The following is a 16918-nucleotide window of genomic DNA, read 5'->3' on the forward strand; positions in this document are numbered from 1 at the left end:
GGCCGGTTGCTTGATCCACCAGGAACCGTCTGTTAGCACCGCCGAACGCCTCGTTTTCCCCCTGCTTCTGCACGTTTGAGACACGCGTGAACGCCCTCGCCCAAGCCGCGACCCCCTCCCCAAGTGCTGGAATTCTCTGGGCTCGGATGCTGGATGCCATCCGCCAGGAGAAGTTCGACTACGCGCTGCGGTGGCTGGAGCGGATGCGCCCGCTGGAGGTGCGTGACGGCGCCCTGGTGATGGGCGTCCCGGACCGCTTCTTCCGCGACTGGGTGGATGACCACTACCGGCCCCTGCTGGACACGCAGCTCGCGCGGATGGGGGAGGGGCTGAGCACCATCGCCTACGAAGTGGTGGAGGGCCTGGAGCCGGACCCGCACTTCCCACCCACACCCTCCGTCAAGGCGAGCGCCACGCGCCCGGGCCGGCTGAACGCGCGCTTCACCTTCGACACCTTCGTGGTGGCGGACAGCAACCAGCTCCCGGCCGCGGCGGCGCAGGCCGTGGCGGACAAGCCGGGCCACCACTACAACCCGCTCTACATCTACGGCGGCACGGGCCTGGGCAAGACGCACCTGCTCCAGGCCGTGGGCAACTTCATCTGGGAGCGAGACCCCACCCAGCGCGTGGTGTTCCTCTCCAGCGAGCAGTTCACCAACGAGTACGTGGAGAGCGTCCGCGAGCACCGCATGGGGGACTTCCGCCGGAAGTTCCGTGAGGAGTGCGACGTGCTCCTCATCGACGACATCCAGTTCCTCGGCAAGCGTGAGGAGACGCAGAAGGAGTTCTTCTACACCTTCAACACGCTCTACGAGATGAACAAGGCCATCGTCCTCACCAGCGACACGGTGCCCGCGGAGATTCCGGGCCTGGAGGACCGGCTGCGCAGCCGCTTCGCCATGGGGCTGATGACGGACATCCGCGAGCCCACCTACGAGACGCGGGTGGCCATCCTCCAGAAGAAGGCCGTGGCGGAAGGGTTGGATTTGCCGGACTCGGTGGCGCACTTCATCGCCAAGCACATCCAGAAGAACGTGCGCGAGCTGGAAGGCGCGCTGGTGAAGCTGTCCGCGGTGCACAGCCTGACGCGCCAGCCGGTGACGGAGGACTTCGCGTCGCAGGTGCTGCGCGACATCCTCCCCGCCCAGAGCGCGGTGGACGTGGAGTCCATCCAGCGCGAGGTGGCCCGCTTCTACAAAGTCACGGTGGAGTCCTTGAAGGAGGACCGCCGTCACAAGGCCCTGGCCCACGCGCGCCAGGTGGCCATGTACCTCAGCCGCAAGCTGACCAAGAGCTCCTTCCCGGAGATCGCCGCGCGCTTCAGCAAGGACCACTCCACCGTCATCTCCGCGGTGCGCAAGGTGGAGGGCCTCCGCCTCACGGACGCCACCGTGCAGCGCGAGCTGGCGGAGCTGGAGTTGAAGCTCGGCAACCCCTGAGACAGCCGCGCACAGCCAGGATTGGCTCACGGTCGCGTATGCGGGGGAGTGAGCCCGCGCGTGAAGAGCCTGGTCGTGCTGCTCGCCGTGCTGACGGCAGGTGCGCTGTGGCGTGCGGGCCAGGGGACGCGGGTTCCGGAGGTGCCGCCGGCTGTCACGGGCCCCGTCACGCCGCACCTGGATGAGGACGCACCCACACCGGACCCCGAGGAAGTCCTCCCCGGCGTGAAGGGGCGGGAGCGGGTGCTCGTCGTGGGGCACCGGCTCCGCTACACGTTCGACCTGGACACCCGGACCCACACGGAGCCTTCAGCGGGCGCGCGGGAGTCCCTGCACACGGGCTGGAGCGGCCTGCTCGAGCTCACCTACCTGGGCCAGGAGGGCGACCAGCACCTGTTCTCCGCCCAGCTCGTGCCCACGCGGATGGACGTGGAGGCCGGTGAGACGCCGCTGACGGGTGACGCTGCGCTGCAGGTGCTCCAGGCCATGTTCGAGCGGCCGCTGTACGTGGGTCAGGACGTCCGGGGGAGGGTGATGGCCGTGCACTTCGATGCGGCGCAGGACGCGACGGCGCGGAGGCTCGTGCGGCGGCTGCTCGCGGCGACGCAGTTCGTGGCGGAGGACGGCTCGCGCTGGAGCACCGAGGAGTCGGACACGCGGGGTGACTTCGAGTCCGTGTACCGCGCGGGCGGCAGCGCCAACACCTACGTGAAGACGAAGCGGCGGTACCTGCGCGCCACCTCGCCGCTGCTGCCACGGCTGCAAGGCCACCTGGACTTCGCCCTCTTCACGGATGGGCATGTGAGGGACGTGACGGGCTCGGACGTGGTGGAGCGGGGTGGGGGGAGCGGACTGCCGCGCATCCGAGAGGAGACGCGGGTCGCGATGATCAACGTGGGCGTGGACTACCGGCTCTCGTCGCTGCGGCCCTTCCACGCCACGCGGGCGACGCTGCGGGCGGAGCGGCTCACGGCCTCGGAGGCGCCGGCTGGAGGGACGGGCGTTTCGCTGGAGGCGCGGGATGGCCTGCCGCGGACGGAACGGCATACGGCCTCGGAGGCGCCGGCTGGAGGGACGGGCGTTTCGCTGGAGGCGCGGGATGGCCTGCCGCGGACGGAACGGCTCACGGCCTCGGAGGCAGTGCCTGGAGGGGAGGGGGCTTCGCTGGCGACACGAGACAGGGAGCTCGTGAACGGGGCGAAGCTGGATGACCTGCTACCGACGCTGGCGAAGCGCGAGCGCCGGGACGCGGCACGACTGACGGCCCTGTTCCGCGTGAATCTGGCGGAGGTGGACCGGGCCGTGACGCTGCTGCGTCAGGGCGCCTCGGAGGAGGTGCACTCCGAGCAGATACTGGAGGCGCTGGCCAGCGCGGGGACGCCTGAGGCCCAGCGGGCGCTGGTATCCGTGCTGGAGGGGGAGCGGATCCACCCGAAGACGCGGGCCCAGGCCGCACGGGCGGCGGGGCGGATGGATCGGCCTTCACTGCTGCTGGGCGATGCGCTGGAGCGTGTGCTGGAGGAGGCGACGGGTGACGCAGGTGTGAGGCGCGAGGCGGCGCTGTCGGTGGGGGCGCTGTCGAAGGCCCTGGAGGTCCCGGAGCCGGGCCGGAGCAAGGCGCTGGTGGAGGGCCTCGTGAGACGCTGCCGCGCGGGCTCGTTGGAGACCGTGGTCTGCCTGGATGCCCTGGCCCGAGCAGGCGCTCTGGCGGGGCTCGATTACGTGAAGTCGGCGCTCGTCCACCCGGAAGCGGAAGTGCGTGGCGCGGCGACGGGGGCGCTTCGCTCCATCCCTGGCGCGGCGGTGGATGCCTTGCTGGACCAGGTGATGCTCGACGACCCGAGCGCGAGGGTGCGTGCGCTCGCGGTGAAGGCGATTTCCCAGCGGGTGGCCGGCGCCCACATGGAAGCGTTGGCCCGGGCACTGCGCGCGGAGCGGAGTGAGCGTGTCCGCATCGAAGTGGTGCGGCTGCTGGGCCACCTGCGGACCGTGGAGCCTCCCACCATGGCCTTGCTTCGCGACGTCGCCGCCAACGATGGGTCCGCGAAGGTGCGCGCGCTGGCGGCGGCGCTGCTCGGTGAGTAGGGCGAAGTGCCGGGCGGCTGCGTTCGCCCGGCACCCGCTCATCGTCGCGGTGCTGACCAGGCAGGGCGATGTGCAGAACGCGTGAGCCCATCCGGCACCCGCTCTCAATCTCCGGAGCTACGCGCCCTTGCGGCGGCGGCCCACGACGACCCGCATCAACCCCACGAGCATCCACGGGAGCAGCGCGGCGGGAGACGCGGACTGGCAACCGCAGCCGCTGTCCGGAGGCGGGGGCGGCGGAGACGTCCCCGCGTCCTGCCTTGAACCGGCGTCGGTGCCCGGCTCCGTCCCTGAGTCAGGCGCTTCGCCCGGGCCGGCGTCCGGCTCCGTGCCTGCATCCTGCTCACCAGCGCCCGCGTCCGGCTCCTCACCTGGGCCCGCGTCCGGCTCCGTGCCTGCATCCTGCTCACCGGCGCCCCCATCCGGCTCCTCGCCCGGCCCCGCGTCCGGCTCCGTCCCAGTGCCTCCATCGGTTCCACTGTCCGGGTCCTCACCCGTTCCGCCGTCCGTATGCGCGAGCGACGCCCGCGCGATGAACACGGCCGTGCCCCACTCCTCCTGGTCGTTGTCCGGCGGCGCCAGCCCCGCGGCCAACGCGACATCCCCCCGCAGGTTGATGCTGGGCGCGCCAGCGAACACCGGGTTGGACGGCGTCTCCTGGTCGATGCGCGCCGGGCCCAGGTCCGAGTCCACGAGGTCGTGCTCGCTCACGACCCGCTTCAGCGCATTGCCGTCGCTGACCCACACCGCGCGCAGGTTCGCGGCGTCAATGGCCCGGAACACCACGAGCCCATGGTCGTTCATGTCCGGCGGGAAGAACTCCAACTGCCGGATGTCCCCCACGCCGTCCTGGGCAATCACCCGCAAATCCGTCCCATTCCAGAACCACAGCGTCGTGACGTTCCGCTCGGACGCATCCCGGGCCGACCCCAGGAACGCCACCTGTCCCACGTTGTTGAACGCCGGCTGCACGGACGCGAAGCGGTACACCGGTGAGCTCGCGTCCAGCCCACGCGTCCGCGCCACGAGCCGCGGCTCCGCGTGCGGGCTGAAGATGCGCAGCTCCTGGAAGAACTCCGAGGACGCGGACGCGAGGTCCACCACCCCCGCCATCTGCTCCCCGTCGTTCAGCCTGGGTGAGTACAGGAACGAATAGGGGCTCGTGCTGTCGGCGACCTCGTCGCTGGCCAGGAGGGTCGCCGAGCTCTGGACCGAGACGACATAGGATTGCCCTCCTCCCCCATACGAAGCGCGAAAGCCGGTCCTGTCGGCCTCGTTGAGCTGCAAGCTGCTCCAGTTCGAGGCGCCAATCGGGACGCGGTCGATGCGCACCGTGTCCGGACTGGCGACATTCAACTGATAGATGCCGTTCTGGTTCGCCGCGGAAGCCCCGGTGACGGCGAAGGTCAACGTGCCGGAGGAGCTGAGCCCCGGGTCGCTGAGGCGGGCGTCTTCACCCAGGTCCGGGAGCATGTAGATGCGCTGCCCCGTGCCCTCCCGGCCCCACCACACCGCCTCGCGTCCCTCGGGGGTAATCGCCAGGCGGAAGGCAAGCTGCCCATCGTCGGTGAGCGGTATCTGGAGACTCCCCGCCAGCAGGTTGCCCGGCGCCAGGTTGTAGGCGCCGGACGCGTTCCCTCGCAGGTTGGTCCGCGCCTGGAGCTCCAGGGTGTATTCGGGCATCGCCGCCCAGGCAGGCGCGGCCAGCGCGAGCACCCCCAGCGCCAGCGTCTTCCCACGGACCTGACAGGCCCGCGCACTCCACTTCCGTCCCGCGAGTGACATGGATGCTGCCTCCCATTTTTCAAAGGAAGGCAGATTATCACTGACTCCCGACGCTCAGTCAGTGCGCCGCGGGGGTCGGCGCCGTGGAGATGGTCTCCAATGTTTCACTGACCTCCGCCTCCGCCAGCTCCTCCAGCAAGTCACTCAGCGCGACAATCCCCACCAGCTTCTTGTTCCGGTCCAGCGCGAGGATGCGGCGGACACCCTTCGCCCTCATCATCTCCGCCACCACGGAGAGGTCCTCGTCCTCGAAGGCGTATTCGAGCTGCCCCGTCATCGCCTCCGCCACCGTCGTGCCGTTGGGGTCCTTTCCCTGGGACACCGCCCGCACCACGATGTCGCGGTCGGTGATGATGCCCGTCAGCCGCTCACCGTCGCACACGGGCAGCGGGCCCACGTTCTGCTCGCGCATCTTCAACGCGGCGGCCTTCAATGAGTCCTTCGCGTTGATGACCGTGGGGTCCTTCGTCATCACGTCTCGTAGCTTCTTCATCACTCGGCTCCTTGCTCGGGTTCGAGCCCCACCGCTCAGGCCTCGGGCACCCACAGCGAGCGCAGGTCGGCGGGGAGCTGGCCCATGACGTCGTCGGCCTCGCCCTCGCTGATGTGATTGCGCACCGTGGTGAACACGGCGCGGGCCAGGCGCTCGGCCTCGTTGGGCGTGGTGTCCAGCTCCTCGGCCACCACGGCGAGGAACTGCTCCAGCTTGTACTTCCTGGCCACCTTGCCCTCGTGACGGGGGCACCGCTTCAGCATGTCCGTCACCTTGCGCGGGAGCTGGGCCTCCAGGTGCTTCGCCTCGGTGTCCATGAGGCGCTGCTCCAGCAGGCACAGCACGGACTGCGTCGCCTTCTCCGCCAGGTCGCGGACGACGCCCGCGTTGGCTTCGAGGTCCTTCAGGAAGACGGCATAGGTGCTCGCCGCATGTGATTCGCTGCGCTGCTCCTTGAGGCTGGGCGTGGCGCCCCGGCGCTCCCCTGCCTCTGCCTGTTCCTCACGAATGTTCGCCATGACGGTGGCCTCCCCGGTGTCGGGCTTGGGTGTCTTCCGTGAGCGTGAGCACCCCACGTCCCCCAGGCACCCGCCGCCCCCCGCGCGCCGGGGTGACGGGGTGGGGAGCGAGCCATGCACCGGCGGGACCGCCTCGGCGCCGTCAGTCCACCGCACCGCCGAACAGCGCCACCATCCGCTGCCAGTGCAGCACGCCCCAGAGCACCAGCGCGGTCAGCGCCAGGCCCACCGCGCCGAGCGACTCCCAGCGCCGGCCAATGGGCGGCCGCGCCTCCGGGTCCACCCGCCGCAACGCCACCACGCCCAGGATGAGGGCCAGCATGGCCATTCCCAGGAAGAGGACGCTCAGCACCCACCACACGCCGAAGAAGGAGAGCAGCGACGCCAGCACGGGCAGGAACAGCGAGCCCACGCCCAGGGACAGCGCGTGCCGGGCGAGGGGGTTGTTGACCCGCAGGTCCCAGAGCCGGTGCAGCTCACGCTCGGGGACGTCCAGGCGGAAGAAGAGCCGGCTGCGCGTGTCACGGAAGACGTTCACCGCGACCATCAACGGAACGAAGAACAGCAGCGCGGGCGCGCCCAGCGACGGCGCGGTGAGCAGCATGGCCAGCAGCGGGACGGCCAGCAGGCCCAGGCGAGCCCAGCGCATACCCAGGAAGAACGCCACGCCCACGCCCGCGCTGGCCAGCCACGCCAGCGCGATGCCGAAGGTCCCCGCCACCAACGCCACCAGTCCCAACCCGACGAGCACCACCGTGACGAGCCCCACCAGCCAGGCGCTCGCGTCCCGCCTTCCCCAGAGCTTGAGCCGGAAGTCCTCCAGGTAGTTCACCTCCGGGCGGACCGCGCAGGCCGGGCAGTACATCCGGCCCATCACCCAGGTGGTGCACACGCCGCAGACGAAGCTGCCACAGCGCTGACAGGTGGCGCCCGCGAACGCGTCCGGATGGAGGGCGCAGCAGGGCAGCGCACCGGATGAGACATCAGCCGTCATGCGTTCAGTCTCTCACGCTGACCAGGAACCAACATCCTGGCGCGCTGCGTCTTCCCTCCACCATTCCCTACCCACACCGCCAGACCTGCGTGCTAAGCGCGTCACGTGAGTCATTGGCATCAAGACTTGGAGGCACCTTGTTCCGAATGAAGGCCCTCGTCGCCGCAGCCCTCGTGTTCAGCGGGGCGCCGGCGCTTGCCCAGACACCGACACCCCAGGAGGCGAAGCCGCTGGAGCCCGGCCGCGAGGCGCTCGCCATCCCGTATGAGAAATACGCGCTGCCCAACGGCCTGGAGGTCATCCTCTCCGTGGACAAGAAGCTGCCGGTGGTGGCCGTCAACGTCTGGTACCACGTCGGCGCGTACCACGAGCAGCCCGGCCGCACCGGCTTCGCGCACCTGTTCGAGCACATGATGTTCCAGGGCTCGCGCAACGTGGCCGACGACGTCCACATCGCCCTGCTGGAGAAGGTGGGCGCCACCGACCTCAACGGCACCACCAGCTTCGACCGCACCAACTACTTCGAGACGGTCCCCAGCAACCACCTGGAGACGGCGCTGTGGCTGGAGAGCGACCGCATGGGCTTCTTGCTGGACGCGCTCTCGCCCCAGAAGCTGGAGACGCAGCGCGAGGTGGTGAAGAACGAGCGCCGCGAGTCCATTGAGACCGCGCCCTACGGCGCCGCCCGCGAGCAGGCGTGGCACGCGCTCTTCCCGCTGCCGCACCCGTACCACGGGGACGTCATCGGCTCGATGAAGGACCTGAACGCGGCCGACGTGGACGACGTGAAGGGCTTCTTCCGCCAGTGGTACGCGCCGTCCAACGCCACGCTGGCCATCGTCGGTGACTTCGACCTGGCGAAGACGAAGGCGCTGGTGGAGAAGTACTTCGGCTCGCTGCCCAGCCACCCCCGGCCGCAGCGGCCGGAAGTGGCGCCCGTGAGTCTCACCGCGCCCGTGGTGCTGCGCGAGGAGGAGCGCGTGGCCCGGCTGCCGCTGCTCTCCATCCAGTGGCTCACGCCCGCGTACCTGGAGGAAGGGGACGCCACCGCGGACGTGCTGGCCACGGCGCTGTCCACCGGCAAGGCCAGCCGCCTCTACCGCCGGCTGGTGCTGGACAAGGAGCTGGCCCAGAGCGTCAGCGCCATGCAGCAGAGCCAGGGCGCGCAGTCCGTCTTCACGGTGGACGTGGTGGCGCGGCCCGGCGTGTCCACGGACACGCTGCTCCAGGAGGTGGACGCGGTGCTGGATGAGGTCCGCCAGCAGGGCATCACCCCGGAGGAGATTGCCCGCGCCCGCACGCGCTACGACACGCGCACGCTGGCCGGCCTCCAGTCCGTCGGCGGCTTCGGCGGCAAGGCGGACGTCCTCCAGAGCTACAACCACTTCGTCGGCGAGCCCAACTACGTGGCCCAGGACCTGGCCCGCTACGAGTCGGTGACGCCCGAAGCCGTGAAGCAGTTCGCCCGGGACACGCTGCGCCCCGGCGCGCGCGTCATCCTCCACGCGGTGCCGCCCGCTCGCCGGCAGGCGCCCCTCGACTCGAAGGAGCGCCACTGATGCGCCGCCTCCTCTCCGCCCTGGTCGTCACCTCGCTGGCCGCCTGCGCCAGCAACCCGAAGCCCGCGCCGGCCAGCCCGGACTCGCCCGCGCTGGGACAGAAGCCCGCCCCGGCCGAGCCCACCGCCGACGCCGAGTCCTTCCGCGCCACGCCGCCCCAGCCCGGCAAGACGCCGGACCTGGTGCTGCCCACCTTCCAGAGCGCGAAGCTGGACAACGGCCTCACCGTGCTGGTGAGCACGCGGCGGGAGCTGCCGCTGGTGTTCGCGGGCGTGGCCTTCGCCGCGGGCAGCGCGCAGGACCCCCAGGGCAAGGAAGGGCTCGCCGAGCTGACGTACCGCATGCTGCTGGAAGGCGCGGGCAAGCGGGACACGGTGCTGCTGGACAACGCCTTCGCGGACCTGGGCGTGTCCCCCGCCATGGACGTGCAGGCGGACGGCGCGCAGGTGGGCGTGCGCGTGCTGACGCGCAACCTGGACGCGGCCCTGGCCCTGCTGTCGGACGTGGTGCTGCGGCCCAGCTTCAGCCCCAAGGCCTTCGAGCGGCGCAAGAAGCAGCAGCTCGCGGACCTGGCGCGCGCCATGGGCCAGCCCGGCGTGCTGGCGCAGCTCGCGTACCTGGAGGCCGTGTTCGGACTGCAGCACCCCTACGGGCACCTGCCCGACGGCACGCCCGCGTCCGTGCAGACGCTCACGCTGGCGGACGTGAAGGACTTCTACCAGAAGCACACCGGCCCCCAGGCGCAGGCGGTCATCCTCACGGGTGACATCAGCCTGGAGGAGGGCGTGGCCCTGGCGAAGAAGCACTTTGGCGGGGCGAAGGGCAAGGCCACGCCGCCGCCTCCGCCGCCGGCCACGCAGGCCCCCCCGCGTCAGCAGGTCTACGTGGTGCCCAAGCCGGGCCTGGACCAGACGCTGGTGCTGGTGGGCCGCGCCGGCATCGCCGCGGGCAACCCGGACGAGTACCCGCTGGAGCTGGCCACCACGGTGTTCGGTGGCTTCTTCGGCAGCCGCCTCAACATGAACCTGCGGGAGGACAAGGGCTACAGCTACGGCGCGGGCGCCAGCCTGGCGCCGCGCCTGGGCGTGGGGTCGCTCACCGCGTACAGCTCCGTGCGCCAGGACGTGACGGGCCCGGCCCTGAAAGAGGTGATGAAGGAGCTGTCGGGCCTCACGACCAAGCCCATCTCCGCCGAGGAGCTGGAGGCCGCGCGCGAGGGCCTCATCCGCGCCTTCCCGGGCGCCTTCGAGTCGGTGGAGGGCCTGGGCGCCAGCGCCGCGGCGCTCTTCATCACCCGCCGCCCGCTGGACGAGTTCAACCGCACCGTGGAGGGCCTGCGCGACGCCAGCGCCGCGGAGGTGCAGCGCATGGCCGAGCAGTACCTGGACCCGGCCCGGATGCAGATTGTGCTCGTGGGGGACCCGGCGACGATTCAGGAGCAGGTGACGCCGCTCGGCCTGGGCAAGCTGGTGCCCATCGAGCCGGATGAGGCTCCGTCGCCGCGCGCGGCGGCGAAGTAGCGCGCTGCAGTCACTGCCGGGCCGTGGTGGCGAGTCACGCTCGCATGCCACGGCCCGGTTTCATTGGGGGCGTGGGCCTCCGCCGGCCCGCCCCGCATGCGGCCTCTCCTGCACGCCGGGGCCCGGTCCGTTCACCGCGAGGCCAGACGCCGTGGCCCGCCCCGGAGCGGACCTCCACGCGCCGTCTCCTCGCGCCGCGCGGCTCAGCGGTTGCGCGCCTCGTCGTCCTCGTCGGAGACCTGGCGCTCCTCGGCCTTCTCGCGGCCCCGGCGCTCGCGCTCCAGCTCGTCCGCCTCGTCGATGGGGCTGCGGATGTCCGGGACGTAGCCGCCCACCTCGGTGTCACTGTCCAGGGCGAACTTCTGCTCGCGCGTGTCGCGGATGGAGTCCGCGGCGTACAGCGGCAGGGTGTCATCGGCTTCCAGTCCCCGCTCCACGCGGTCCGGCGCATAAGGGGGCTTCTTCGCCGCCTCCTTGCCTCCCGTGTACGGGTCGTACTTCCTGTTGGGCATGGTGCGCTCCTCGTCGAAGTGGGTACCGCTCCGAAGCTGAATGTCGGAGCGGGACGCCCGCGCACCAAGGTCCCCCCGCAGGGCCGGGGGCACGCCCGGCCGCCCGGCTCACGAGGAGGGCGGGGCCGCTCGAAGGCATCCCCAAGTTGCCCACAGGGGGGCGACGCGCCGCCGCGTCACTTCCCGAGGAAGTCGATCAACGCCGCGTGGAACTTCTCCGGCGCCTCGAAGTGGGGGATGTGGCCCACGCCGGGCAGCTCCACCAGCGTCGCGTTGGGGATGGCCTTCGCCACCTTCTTCCCCAACCGTGGGTACTGCCCCAGCGTCGCGGCGTCCGCGGCGGGCACCCGGCCCCGGCCGATGTACGTCCGGTCCTCCTGGCCCAGGTACAGCAGCGTGCGCGGCTTCACGAAGGGGAACTCGTGCACCACGGGCTGCTCGTAGATCATGGTCGCCGTGGCGGCGGACACCCACGCGAGCCGGGGGTACTCGGCGCTCTGGAGCTGGCGGCCGGCGACCTTCACCCAGGTGTCGTACTCCGGCTTCCACTTCACGTAGTACGTCTGGTGGTACTTGCGGGTGCCCTCCTCGGTGGCCTTGAGCTGGTGCTTGTAGTCGGCCTCGGTGGAGACCCAGGGCACCTTCTCCCGGTAGTCCTCCAGGCCAATGGGGTTCTCCAGCACCAGCTTGGAGACGGTGTCCGGGTACATGAGCGTGAAGCGCGTGGCGAGCATGCCGCCCATGGAGTGGCCCACGACGGCCGTCTGCTTCACCCCCAGCGAGTCCAGGAGCTGCTTCGTCAGCGAGGCCAGCGTGTGGAAGCTGTAATGGATGTCCGGCTTGGACGACTTGCCGAAGCCGAGCTGGTCGGGCACGACGACGCGGTACCCCGCGCCGGTGAGGGCGCGGATGGTGCCCTCCCAGTACGCGCCGAAGAAGTTCTTTCCGTGCAGCAGCACCACGGTGCGCCCGTTGGCCCGGCCCGTGGGCTTCACGTCCATGTAGGCCATGCGCACGTCCTGGCCCTCGACGGTGAGGGGCAGGTACTGCACGGGGAAGGGGTACGCGTAGCCCTCCAGGGCGATGCCGAGCGGCTCGGCGGGGCGGGGCTCCTGCGCGAGCACGGGCGAGCTGGCCAGGAGCAGCGCGGTGAGGGCCAGGGCGGGCTTGCGGACGGGCATGGACTCACTCCTCGGCGGGGACGTCTCTGGGTGGAGGGACGTCTGTAGCGCGGAGGAGGCGCGGGCGCAGGCCCGCCGAACGGAAAATGACCTTCCCATCATCAGCCCGGATTCATGAGCTGTCAGGCCCTTCAGGCAATGGGACGGGATGGGAGGAACCGCCATTGAAGATGCGCGCAACGGTGCTGGTCTTGGTCCTCGCCGGGTGCTCCACAACACACGGGACGGGTGGGTCTGGTTCCGTCCCATCACCCGGGGTCCAGCCCGCGACGAGGAAGGAGTTGCCCTGGATTCCAGTGCTCGGCGGGCGGATGAAAACGACCCTCTTCTACGGTCCCTGGCAATGCAGGCTGGAGTTCATGCGAACGTGCCAGCGGGAATGCGCCCGGGTCATGGGCTGCCTATGGCTGGCCGACATCAAGCTGGATTGGGAAGGGCGCCTGGTCGTCCCGCCGATTCCAATCAAAGCCAGCAGTCGCTACGGCATCTTCCACTGCTGCTGCGACCATCCCAAGGTGTCACCGGACAAGAATGAGGCTGAGCGGAAAAGGTGGGAGAACTTCCGGACATCCTTCCGGAAGGACTGGAGCAGGAAGTTCGGTGATTGGCCCGAAGAGGACGGCGTGGCCTGGCCCGGGCACCACATCCGGGACCTTCATCATGGCGGCGATCCGGTGGACCCCAGCAACATCATCCCCGTGAAGCCGGGCGTGCATACCGTCTTCAACAGGGCATATCCCGCCTGCTACAGAGGTGAGGCACCGTGGAATACAGTGGGGCTCAATCTGCCCTACTCGGATAAATGACGATGGCCACGTCCATGAGCAGCCTGCTCGAAGAGGTCTCCCGCGAGCACTTCCCATACCCGCCCGCCGCACTCGAGGAGGTTGATGCGTTCGAGCGCCGGGTCGGCTGGAAGTTGGATCCGGACCTGCGCGCCTTCTACTTGCATTGCAATGGAGCGGAGCTGATTGCGCGGCTACCGGACACCCCTTACCGCATCCTCCCGCTGCACAAAATCGTCCGGGCGAGGGTGGCCATCTACGGCGAGGATGACGACAAGTGGGGCCCCCCCTCGGTGTACGCGCTCTGCGATGTGCAGGACGGCAACTACGTGCTGCTGAGCGTGGCCCGACTGGAAAATGGCCGCTACCCCCTCTTCGACGGCGACCACGAAGCGTGGCCGGACCCGGCGTACTGCAAGCAGATCGCCCGTTCCTTCTCGGAGTTCCTGGAGCAGGCGCTGCGAACGCGCCGCAGCCTCTACTGGCTGGGGGAGTAGAGATTTCGTTCAACCGATTCCGCACCGGAGACTACCTACGTCGCCTGAGCCTTCTCCTGAACTCGTGGGAGCAATCCACGCATTGCGGTTGAAGCTCATGCTGGTCGATATGGCCGAACAGCAGCGGGGCCTCGGAGGAGGACTTGGTGTCCTCGTAGACCGCATCGGCCAGCTCCGCATCGTCAGTCACCCCAACGAGCATGGAGTCCCGCACTTCCATGTCGAAATGCGAAGCGGGCAGGACGCCGCCGTCTACCGAATCGACACGCTGGCGCGCCTTGAGGGCAAACTTCCGCCGAAGTTCGAACGGGTGGTTCAGGCATGGGGGCGCACCAACCAGCAATTGCTCCAGAGAACCTGGGATCGCACGCGCCCGACGGATGCTTCATGCTGACCATTTCACCGGAAGGTGGCGCGGAGACGCGGCGGTAGAGGTCATCCCCTGACGCGCGCCTCCGCGCTGGCCCCATCGAAGCGCCGCGGGCGCAGCAGCCGCAGCGTCAGCACCAACGCGAGGAACAGCACGCTGGCGCTCACGGTGACGAAGCGGAGGCCCAGCCGGTCGGCCAGCGCGCCCAGGCCCCACACGCCCGCCGCGTACGCGCCGCCGAGCACCATGCTGAACAGGCTGCTCATCCGCGCCTGCAGCTCGCGGGGCACGCGCGACTGGCAGTACGCGTGCATCCCGCTCATCAGCATCATGTAGTTGGCGCCCAGCACGCAGATGACGGCGGCGGCCACCTGCAGCGTGGGTGACAGCCAGTACAGCGTGGCCACGCCGCCAATGGACGTCGCCGCCAGCCCCAGCAGCCTGCGCTGGCCCAGCGTGTCCACCAGCGTGCCCACCAGCAGCGCGGCCGTCACCGCGCCCACGCCCTGGCAGGTGACGAGCAGCGACGTGGCCGCCGCGCCCTGGCCGAACACGCGGATGGCGAACACCGGCACCAGGCCGATGAAGGGCGCCACCAGGCCCGCGGACAGCAGCGTGCCCCACAGCATCAGCGAGATTTCCGAATCGCCCCGCGCCACGGAGAAGCCGTGGGCAATCTGCTTCCACAGGCCCTGCGTGGCCCGCGCCGCCGTCCGCGTCAGCGTCTTCACCTGCGACAGCGCCACCAGCACCGCGACGAAGGACAGCGTGTTGACCAGCAGCGCCCACGACGTCCCGCCCACGCTCAGCACCAGCGCGGCCAGCGCCGGGCCAATGATGCGCCCCAGGTTGAACTGCGCCGAGTTGAGGCTCATGGCGCTGTGCAAATCCCGCGGCGGCACCAGCTCCGCGAGCATCGCGGAGAAGGCCGGGTTGATGAGCGTGCTGGCGCAGCCGTGGACGAAGGAGATGACGCCCACCACGGGGACGCTGAGCCGGTGCGTGAAGGCCAGCAGCGTCAGCACGCCCGCGAGCACCAACTGCACCACCGTGCCCAGCGCGACGTAGGCCCGCCGGTCGAACCGGTCCGCGAGCGCGCCGCCCACGGGCGACAGCACCACGGCGGGGAGGAAGGTGAGGGCCACGATGCCACCGGTCCACTCGGCGCGGCCGGTGGCCTCGGTGACGTAGACGCCCATGGCCACCGTCTCCATCCAGGTGCCGATGGTGGAGACCAGGGCTCCCACCCAGACCGCGAAGTAGCCGGGGTGCTCGAAGGCGCGAAGCGAGGAGAGACGTGGCAGTCGGAGGGCGCGCACGGCGGGGACCTTTGTACCCCGGAGCCGCGCGACGAGCCGGCGGTTGCTTTGAGCCGCTATGACGAAAGGCGGGGCACAGCCAGCAGTCGCGCTTCAGCCCGGGGAGCGGACAGCGACGTCATGAACACGGCGGCCATGACGGGGCTTCCCGGACGCGCTGCCCGTGAAGCCCCTACATGTCGCCGTGTGCACAGCCCGCCGTGTCAGCGCCGAGCCCCGTCCAGCATGGAGACGGGGCCCTTGCCACGGCGCTTCACGGTGCCGTCGTCGGAGATGCGCGCGCCCGTCTCCGGGAAGTCGTCCTGGGTGAGCTTGCGCATCAGCTTGAGGACGGCGCCCTTCGGGTCCGGCACGGCGATGCCCCGGTCCACCTGCTTCGTGGGGAGGATGCGGCCGGCCGTGAAGTCGCCGTCGCGGTCCAGTTCCACCTCCAGCACCATGCCCAGGCCCTGGGGACCGCGCAGGTTGAAGCGGCCGTAGGTGGCGAAGTTCCCCAGCGAGTAGGCGATGAGCCGGCCCTTGTAGAACTCCATGCCGCGCACCACGTGCGGCCCGTGGCCGATGACCAGGTGCGCGCCCGCGTCCACCACCGCGCGCGAGAAGGCGCGCAAGTCGCCCCGGTCCTCGCCGTAGAACTTCTCCCGGCCCCTGGGCACGTGCAGCGCCTTGCTGCCCTCCGCGCCGCCGTGGAACGACACGATGACGATGTCGTTCTCGGCCGCGGCGATGCGCACCAGCCCCGTCGCCGTGGTCAGGTTGTTGAGGTGGTTGCAGGCCGGCGAGGTGTGGAACGCCACCATGCCGATGCGCAGCCCGTTGCGCTCCACCGTGGCGATGGTGCCCGGCGCGCCGCTCCACGCGATGCCCAGCGTGTCCAGCGTGGACTCCGTGGTGCGGCGGCACGCCTCGCCGAAGTCACCCGAGTGGTTGTTCGCCGTGGACGCCAGGTCCACCCCGGCCTCCTTCAAATACTGGCCGTACTCGGTGGGCGAGCGGAACGCGTAGCAGTTCTTCGACGAGCGGCACTTCTTCGTCTCGCCGGTGTCGCACAGCGGCCCCTCCAGGTTGATGAAGGTGAGGTCCGCGTCCTCCAGCAGCGGGCGCACGCCGGCAATCACGCTGCCGGCGCCGTCCGGAGGCAGGTGGCCTTCGGGCACGGTGGTGCCCAGCATGACGTCCCCCACGGCGCGGAGGCGCACCTTCGCGTCGGCCGGCGGGGGAGGGCGGTCGATGATCCGCGGCCCCTCGGCCAGCCTCGCCTGGAGCATGGCCTGCCCACGGGACTGGGCCAGCGCGCCCTCCAGGTCCGGGTGGTCCGGCTGGAGCTTCTGCACCTCGGTCCACTGCGCGTGGGCCTCCACCCACTGGTTCTCCAGGGAGTGCGCCCAGCCCAGCTCCCACCGGCAGTCCACGCGCGAGGGCGCGGCCTCCACACAGGCGGAGAGCTGGGTGATGGCCGTGGGGAAGTCCTTCGCCTTGAGGGCCTCCATGCCCTGGGCGTAGCTGACGTCCGGGTCGGGCAGCGGGACGCGGGGGGCGGCGGCCTCGTGCAGGGCCAGGGCCGCGGCGCGCAGGGCGGCGGCGCCGGCCTCCGCGGCGGCGCGGCCCAGGTCCAGCACCGCGCCAGCCTCACCCGCGCGGGGGTAGGCGTTCAGGTCGGTGATGACGGTCTCCGGCGCGGGCGCCGGGCGCTGCGTCCCCGGGCCCGGGTTGGCGCTCGGGCCCGCGTCGGGCGCTTGCGAGGGAGCGACGTGCTGCGCGGGGGCGGGCTCACGCGCCGGAGCGGCATCCGGCGTGGACGCGAGCGCCATCAGGAGAAGGACGGACGAGGGCATGTCCCGCCATTCTAGAGGCCCTCCCG

General features: G+C 70.3%; 15 protein-coding genes. 7 read left to right on the forward strand and 8 right to left on the reverse strand.

Going from position 1 to position 16918, the window contains the following annotated elements:
- The first annotated feature begins 86 nt into the window (after nucleotides 1-86).
- Together dnaA and MYMAC_RS00010 are read left to right on the forward strand one after the other, a co-directional pair.
- The gene (gene dnaA / locus MYMAC_RS00005) at nucleotides 87-1439 is read left to right on the forward strand and encodes a chromosomal replication initiator protein DnaA (protein WP_043709777.1); all 1353 of its coding nucleotides are present in this window, start codon (nucleotides 87-89) and stop codon (nucleotides 1437-1439) included.
- A gap of 60 nt (nucleotides 1440-1499) precedes the next feature.
- Complete coding sequence (locus MYMAC_RS00010) at nucleotides 1500-3524, forward strand: HEAT repeat domain-containing protein (protein WP_239989239.1); 2025 nt, start codon at nucleotides 1500-1502, stop codon at nucleotides 3522-3524.
- A 117-nt stretch (nucleotides 3525-3641) separates the two neighbouring features.
- On the opposite strand, the gene MYMAC_RS38240 is transcribed toward MYMAC_RS00010, so the two are convergent.
- From MYMAC_RS38240 to MYMAC_RS00030, 4 genes are all read right to left on the reverse strand, one after another.
- Nucleotides 3642-5309 carry an MXAN_5453 family MXYO-CTERM-anchored protein gene (locus MYMAC_RS38240; RefSeq protein WP_095956540.1) on the reverse strand — a complete coding sequence of 556 codons (1668 nt, stop codon included), beginning with the start codon at nucleotides 5307-5309 and terminating at the stop codon, nucleotides 3642-3644.
- 58 nt (nucleotides 5310-5367) lie between these two features.
- On the reverse strand, nucleotides 5368-5802 hold the full coding sequence (locus MYMAC_RS00020) for a CBS domain-containing protein (RefSeq protein ID WP_239989240.1): 435 nt from the start codon (nucleotides 5800-5802) through the stop codon (nucleotides 5368-5370).
- 35 nt (nucleotides 5803-5837) lie between these two features.
- Nucleotides 5838-6320: a DUF2267 domain-containing protein gene (locus MYMAC_RS00025; RefSeq protein ID WP_095956542.1), complete on the reverse strand. Its 483-nt coding sequence runs from the start codon at nucleotides 6318-6320 to the stop codon at nucleotides 5838-5840.
- Between the two features lie 142 nt (nucleotides 6321-6462).
- The gene (locus MYMAC_RS00030) at nucleotides 6463-7314 is read right to left on the reverse strand and encodes an ABC transporter ATP-binding protein (protein WP_095956543.1); all 852 of its coding nucleotides are present in this window, start codon (nucleotides 7312-7314) and stop codon (nucleotides 6463-6465) included.
- Nucleotides 7315-7460: 146 nt separating this feature from the next.
- On the opposite strand from MYMAC_RS00030, the gene MYMAC_RS00035 reads away from it, so the two are divergent.
- Nucleotides 7461-8873, forward strand: a complete 1413-nt coding sequence (locus MYMAC_RS00035; protein WP_095956544.1) for a M16 family metallopeptidase — start codon at nucleotides 7461-7463, stop codon at nucleotides 8871-8873.
- Nucleotides 8873-10393 carry an insulinase family protein gene (locus MYMAC_RS00040; RefSeq protein WP_095956545.1) on the forward strand — a complete coding sequence of 507 codons (1521 nt, stop codon included), beginning with the start codon at nucleotides 8873-8875 and terminating at the stop codon, nucleotides 10391-10393. The genes MYMAC_RS00035 and MYMAC_RS00040 overlap by 1 nt, the downstream gene beginning before the upstream one ends.
- A 203-nt stretch (nucleotides 10394-10596) precedes the next feature.
- On the opposite strand, the gene MYMAC_RS00045 is transcribed toward MYMAC_RS00040, so the two are convergent.
- Together MYMAC_RS00045 and MYMAC_RS00050 are read right to left on the reverse strand one after the other, a co-directional pair.
- Nucleotides 10597-10905, reverse strand: coding sequence for a hypothetical protein (locus MYMAC_RS00045; protein WP_013936831.1), 309 nt, complete (start codon nucleotides 10903-10905; stop codon nucleotides 10597-10599).
- A 176-nt stretch (nucleotides 10906-11081) separates the two neighbouring features.
- Nucleotides 11082-12086: an alpha/beta fold hydrolase gene (locus MYMAC_RS00050; protein WP_095956546.1), complete on the reverse strand. Its 1005-nt coding sequence runs from the start codon at nucleotides 12084-12086 to the stop codon at nucleotides 11082-11084.
- A 311-nt stretch (nucleotides 12087-12397) separates the two neighbouring features.
- Here MYMAC_RS00050 and MYMAC_RS00055 point away from each other — a divergent pair, with 311 nt between their 5' ends.
- From MYMAC_RS00055 to MYMAC_RS00065, 3 genes are all read left to right on the forward strand, one after another.
- The gene (locus tag MYMAC_RS00055; protein ID WP_239989241.1) at nucleotides 12398-12892 is read left to right on the forward strand and encodes a hypothetical protein; all 495 of its coding nucleotides are present in this window, start codon (nucleotides 12398-12400) and stop codon (nucleotides 12890-12892) included.
- Between the two features lie 2 nt (nucleotides 12893-12894).
- Complete coding sequence (locus MYMAC_RS00060) at nucleotides 12895-13368, forward strand: SMI1/KNR4 family protein (protein ID WP_013936828.1); 474 nt, start codon at nucleotides 12895-12897, stop codon at nucleotides 13366-13368.
- Between the two features lie 97 nt (nucleotides 13369-13465).
- On the forward strand, nucleotides 13466-13762 hold the full coding sequence (locus tag MYMAC_RS00065; RefSeq protein ID WP_095956548.1) for a DUF4160 domain-containing protein: 297 nt from the start codon (nucleotides 13466-13468) through the stop codon (nucleotides 13760-13762).
- A gap of 41 nt (nucleotides 13763-13803) precedes the next feature.
- On the opposite strand, the gene MYMAC_RS00070 is transcribed toward MYMAC_RS00065, so the two are convergent.
- Together MYMAC_RS00070 and MYMAC_RS00075 are read right to left on the reverse strand one after the other, a co-directional pair.
- Complete coding sequence (locus tag MYMAC_RS00070; protein WP_095956549.1) at nucleotides 13804-15057, reverse strand: MFS transporter; 1254 nt, start codon at nucleotides 15055-15057, stop codon at nucleotides 13804-13806.
- Between the two features lie 203 nt (nucleotides 15058-15260).
- Nucleotides 15261-16892 carry a CapA family protein gene (locus MYMAC_RS00075; RefSeq protein WP_095956550.1) on the reverse strand — a complete coding sequence of 544 codons (1632 nt, stop codon included), beginning with the start codon at nucleotides 16890-16892 and terminating at the stop codon, nucleotides 15261-15263.
- Nucleotides 16893-16918 lie beyond the last annotated feature (26 nt).

This window comes from Corallococcus macrosporus DSM 14697, from assembly GCF_002305895.1.
In the GTDB taxonomy this organism is placed as follows: domain Bacteria; phylum Myxococcota; class Myxococcia; order Myxococcales; family Myxococcaceae; genus Myxococcus; species Myxococcus macrosporus.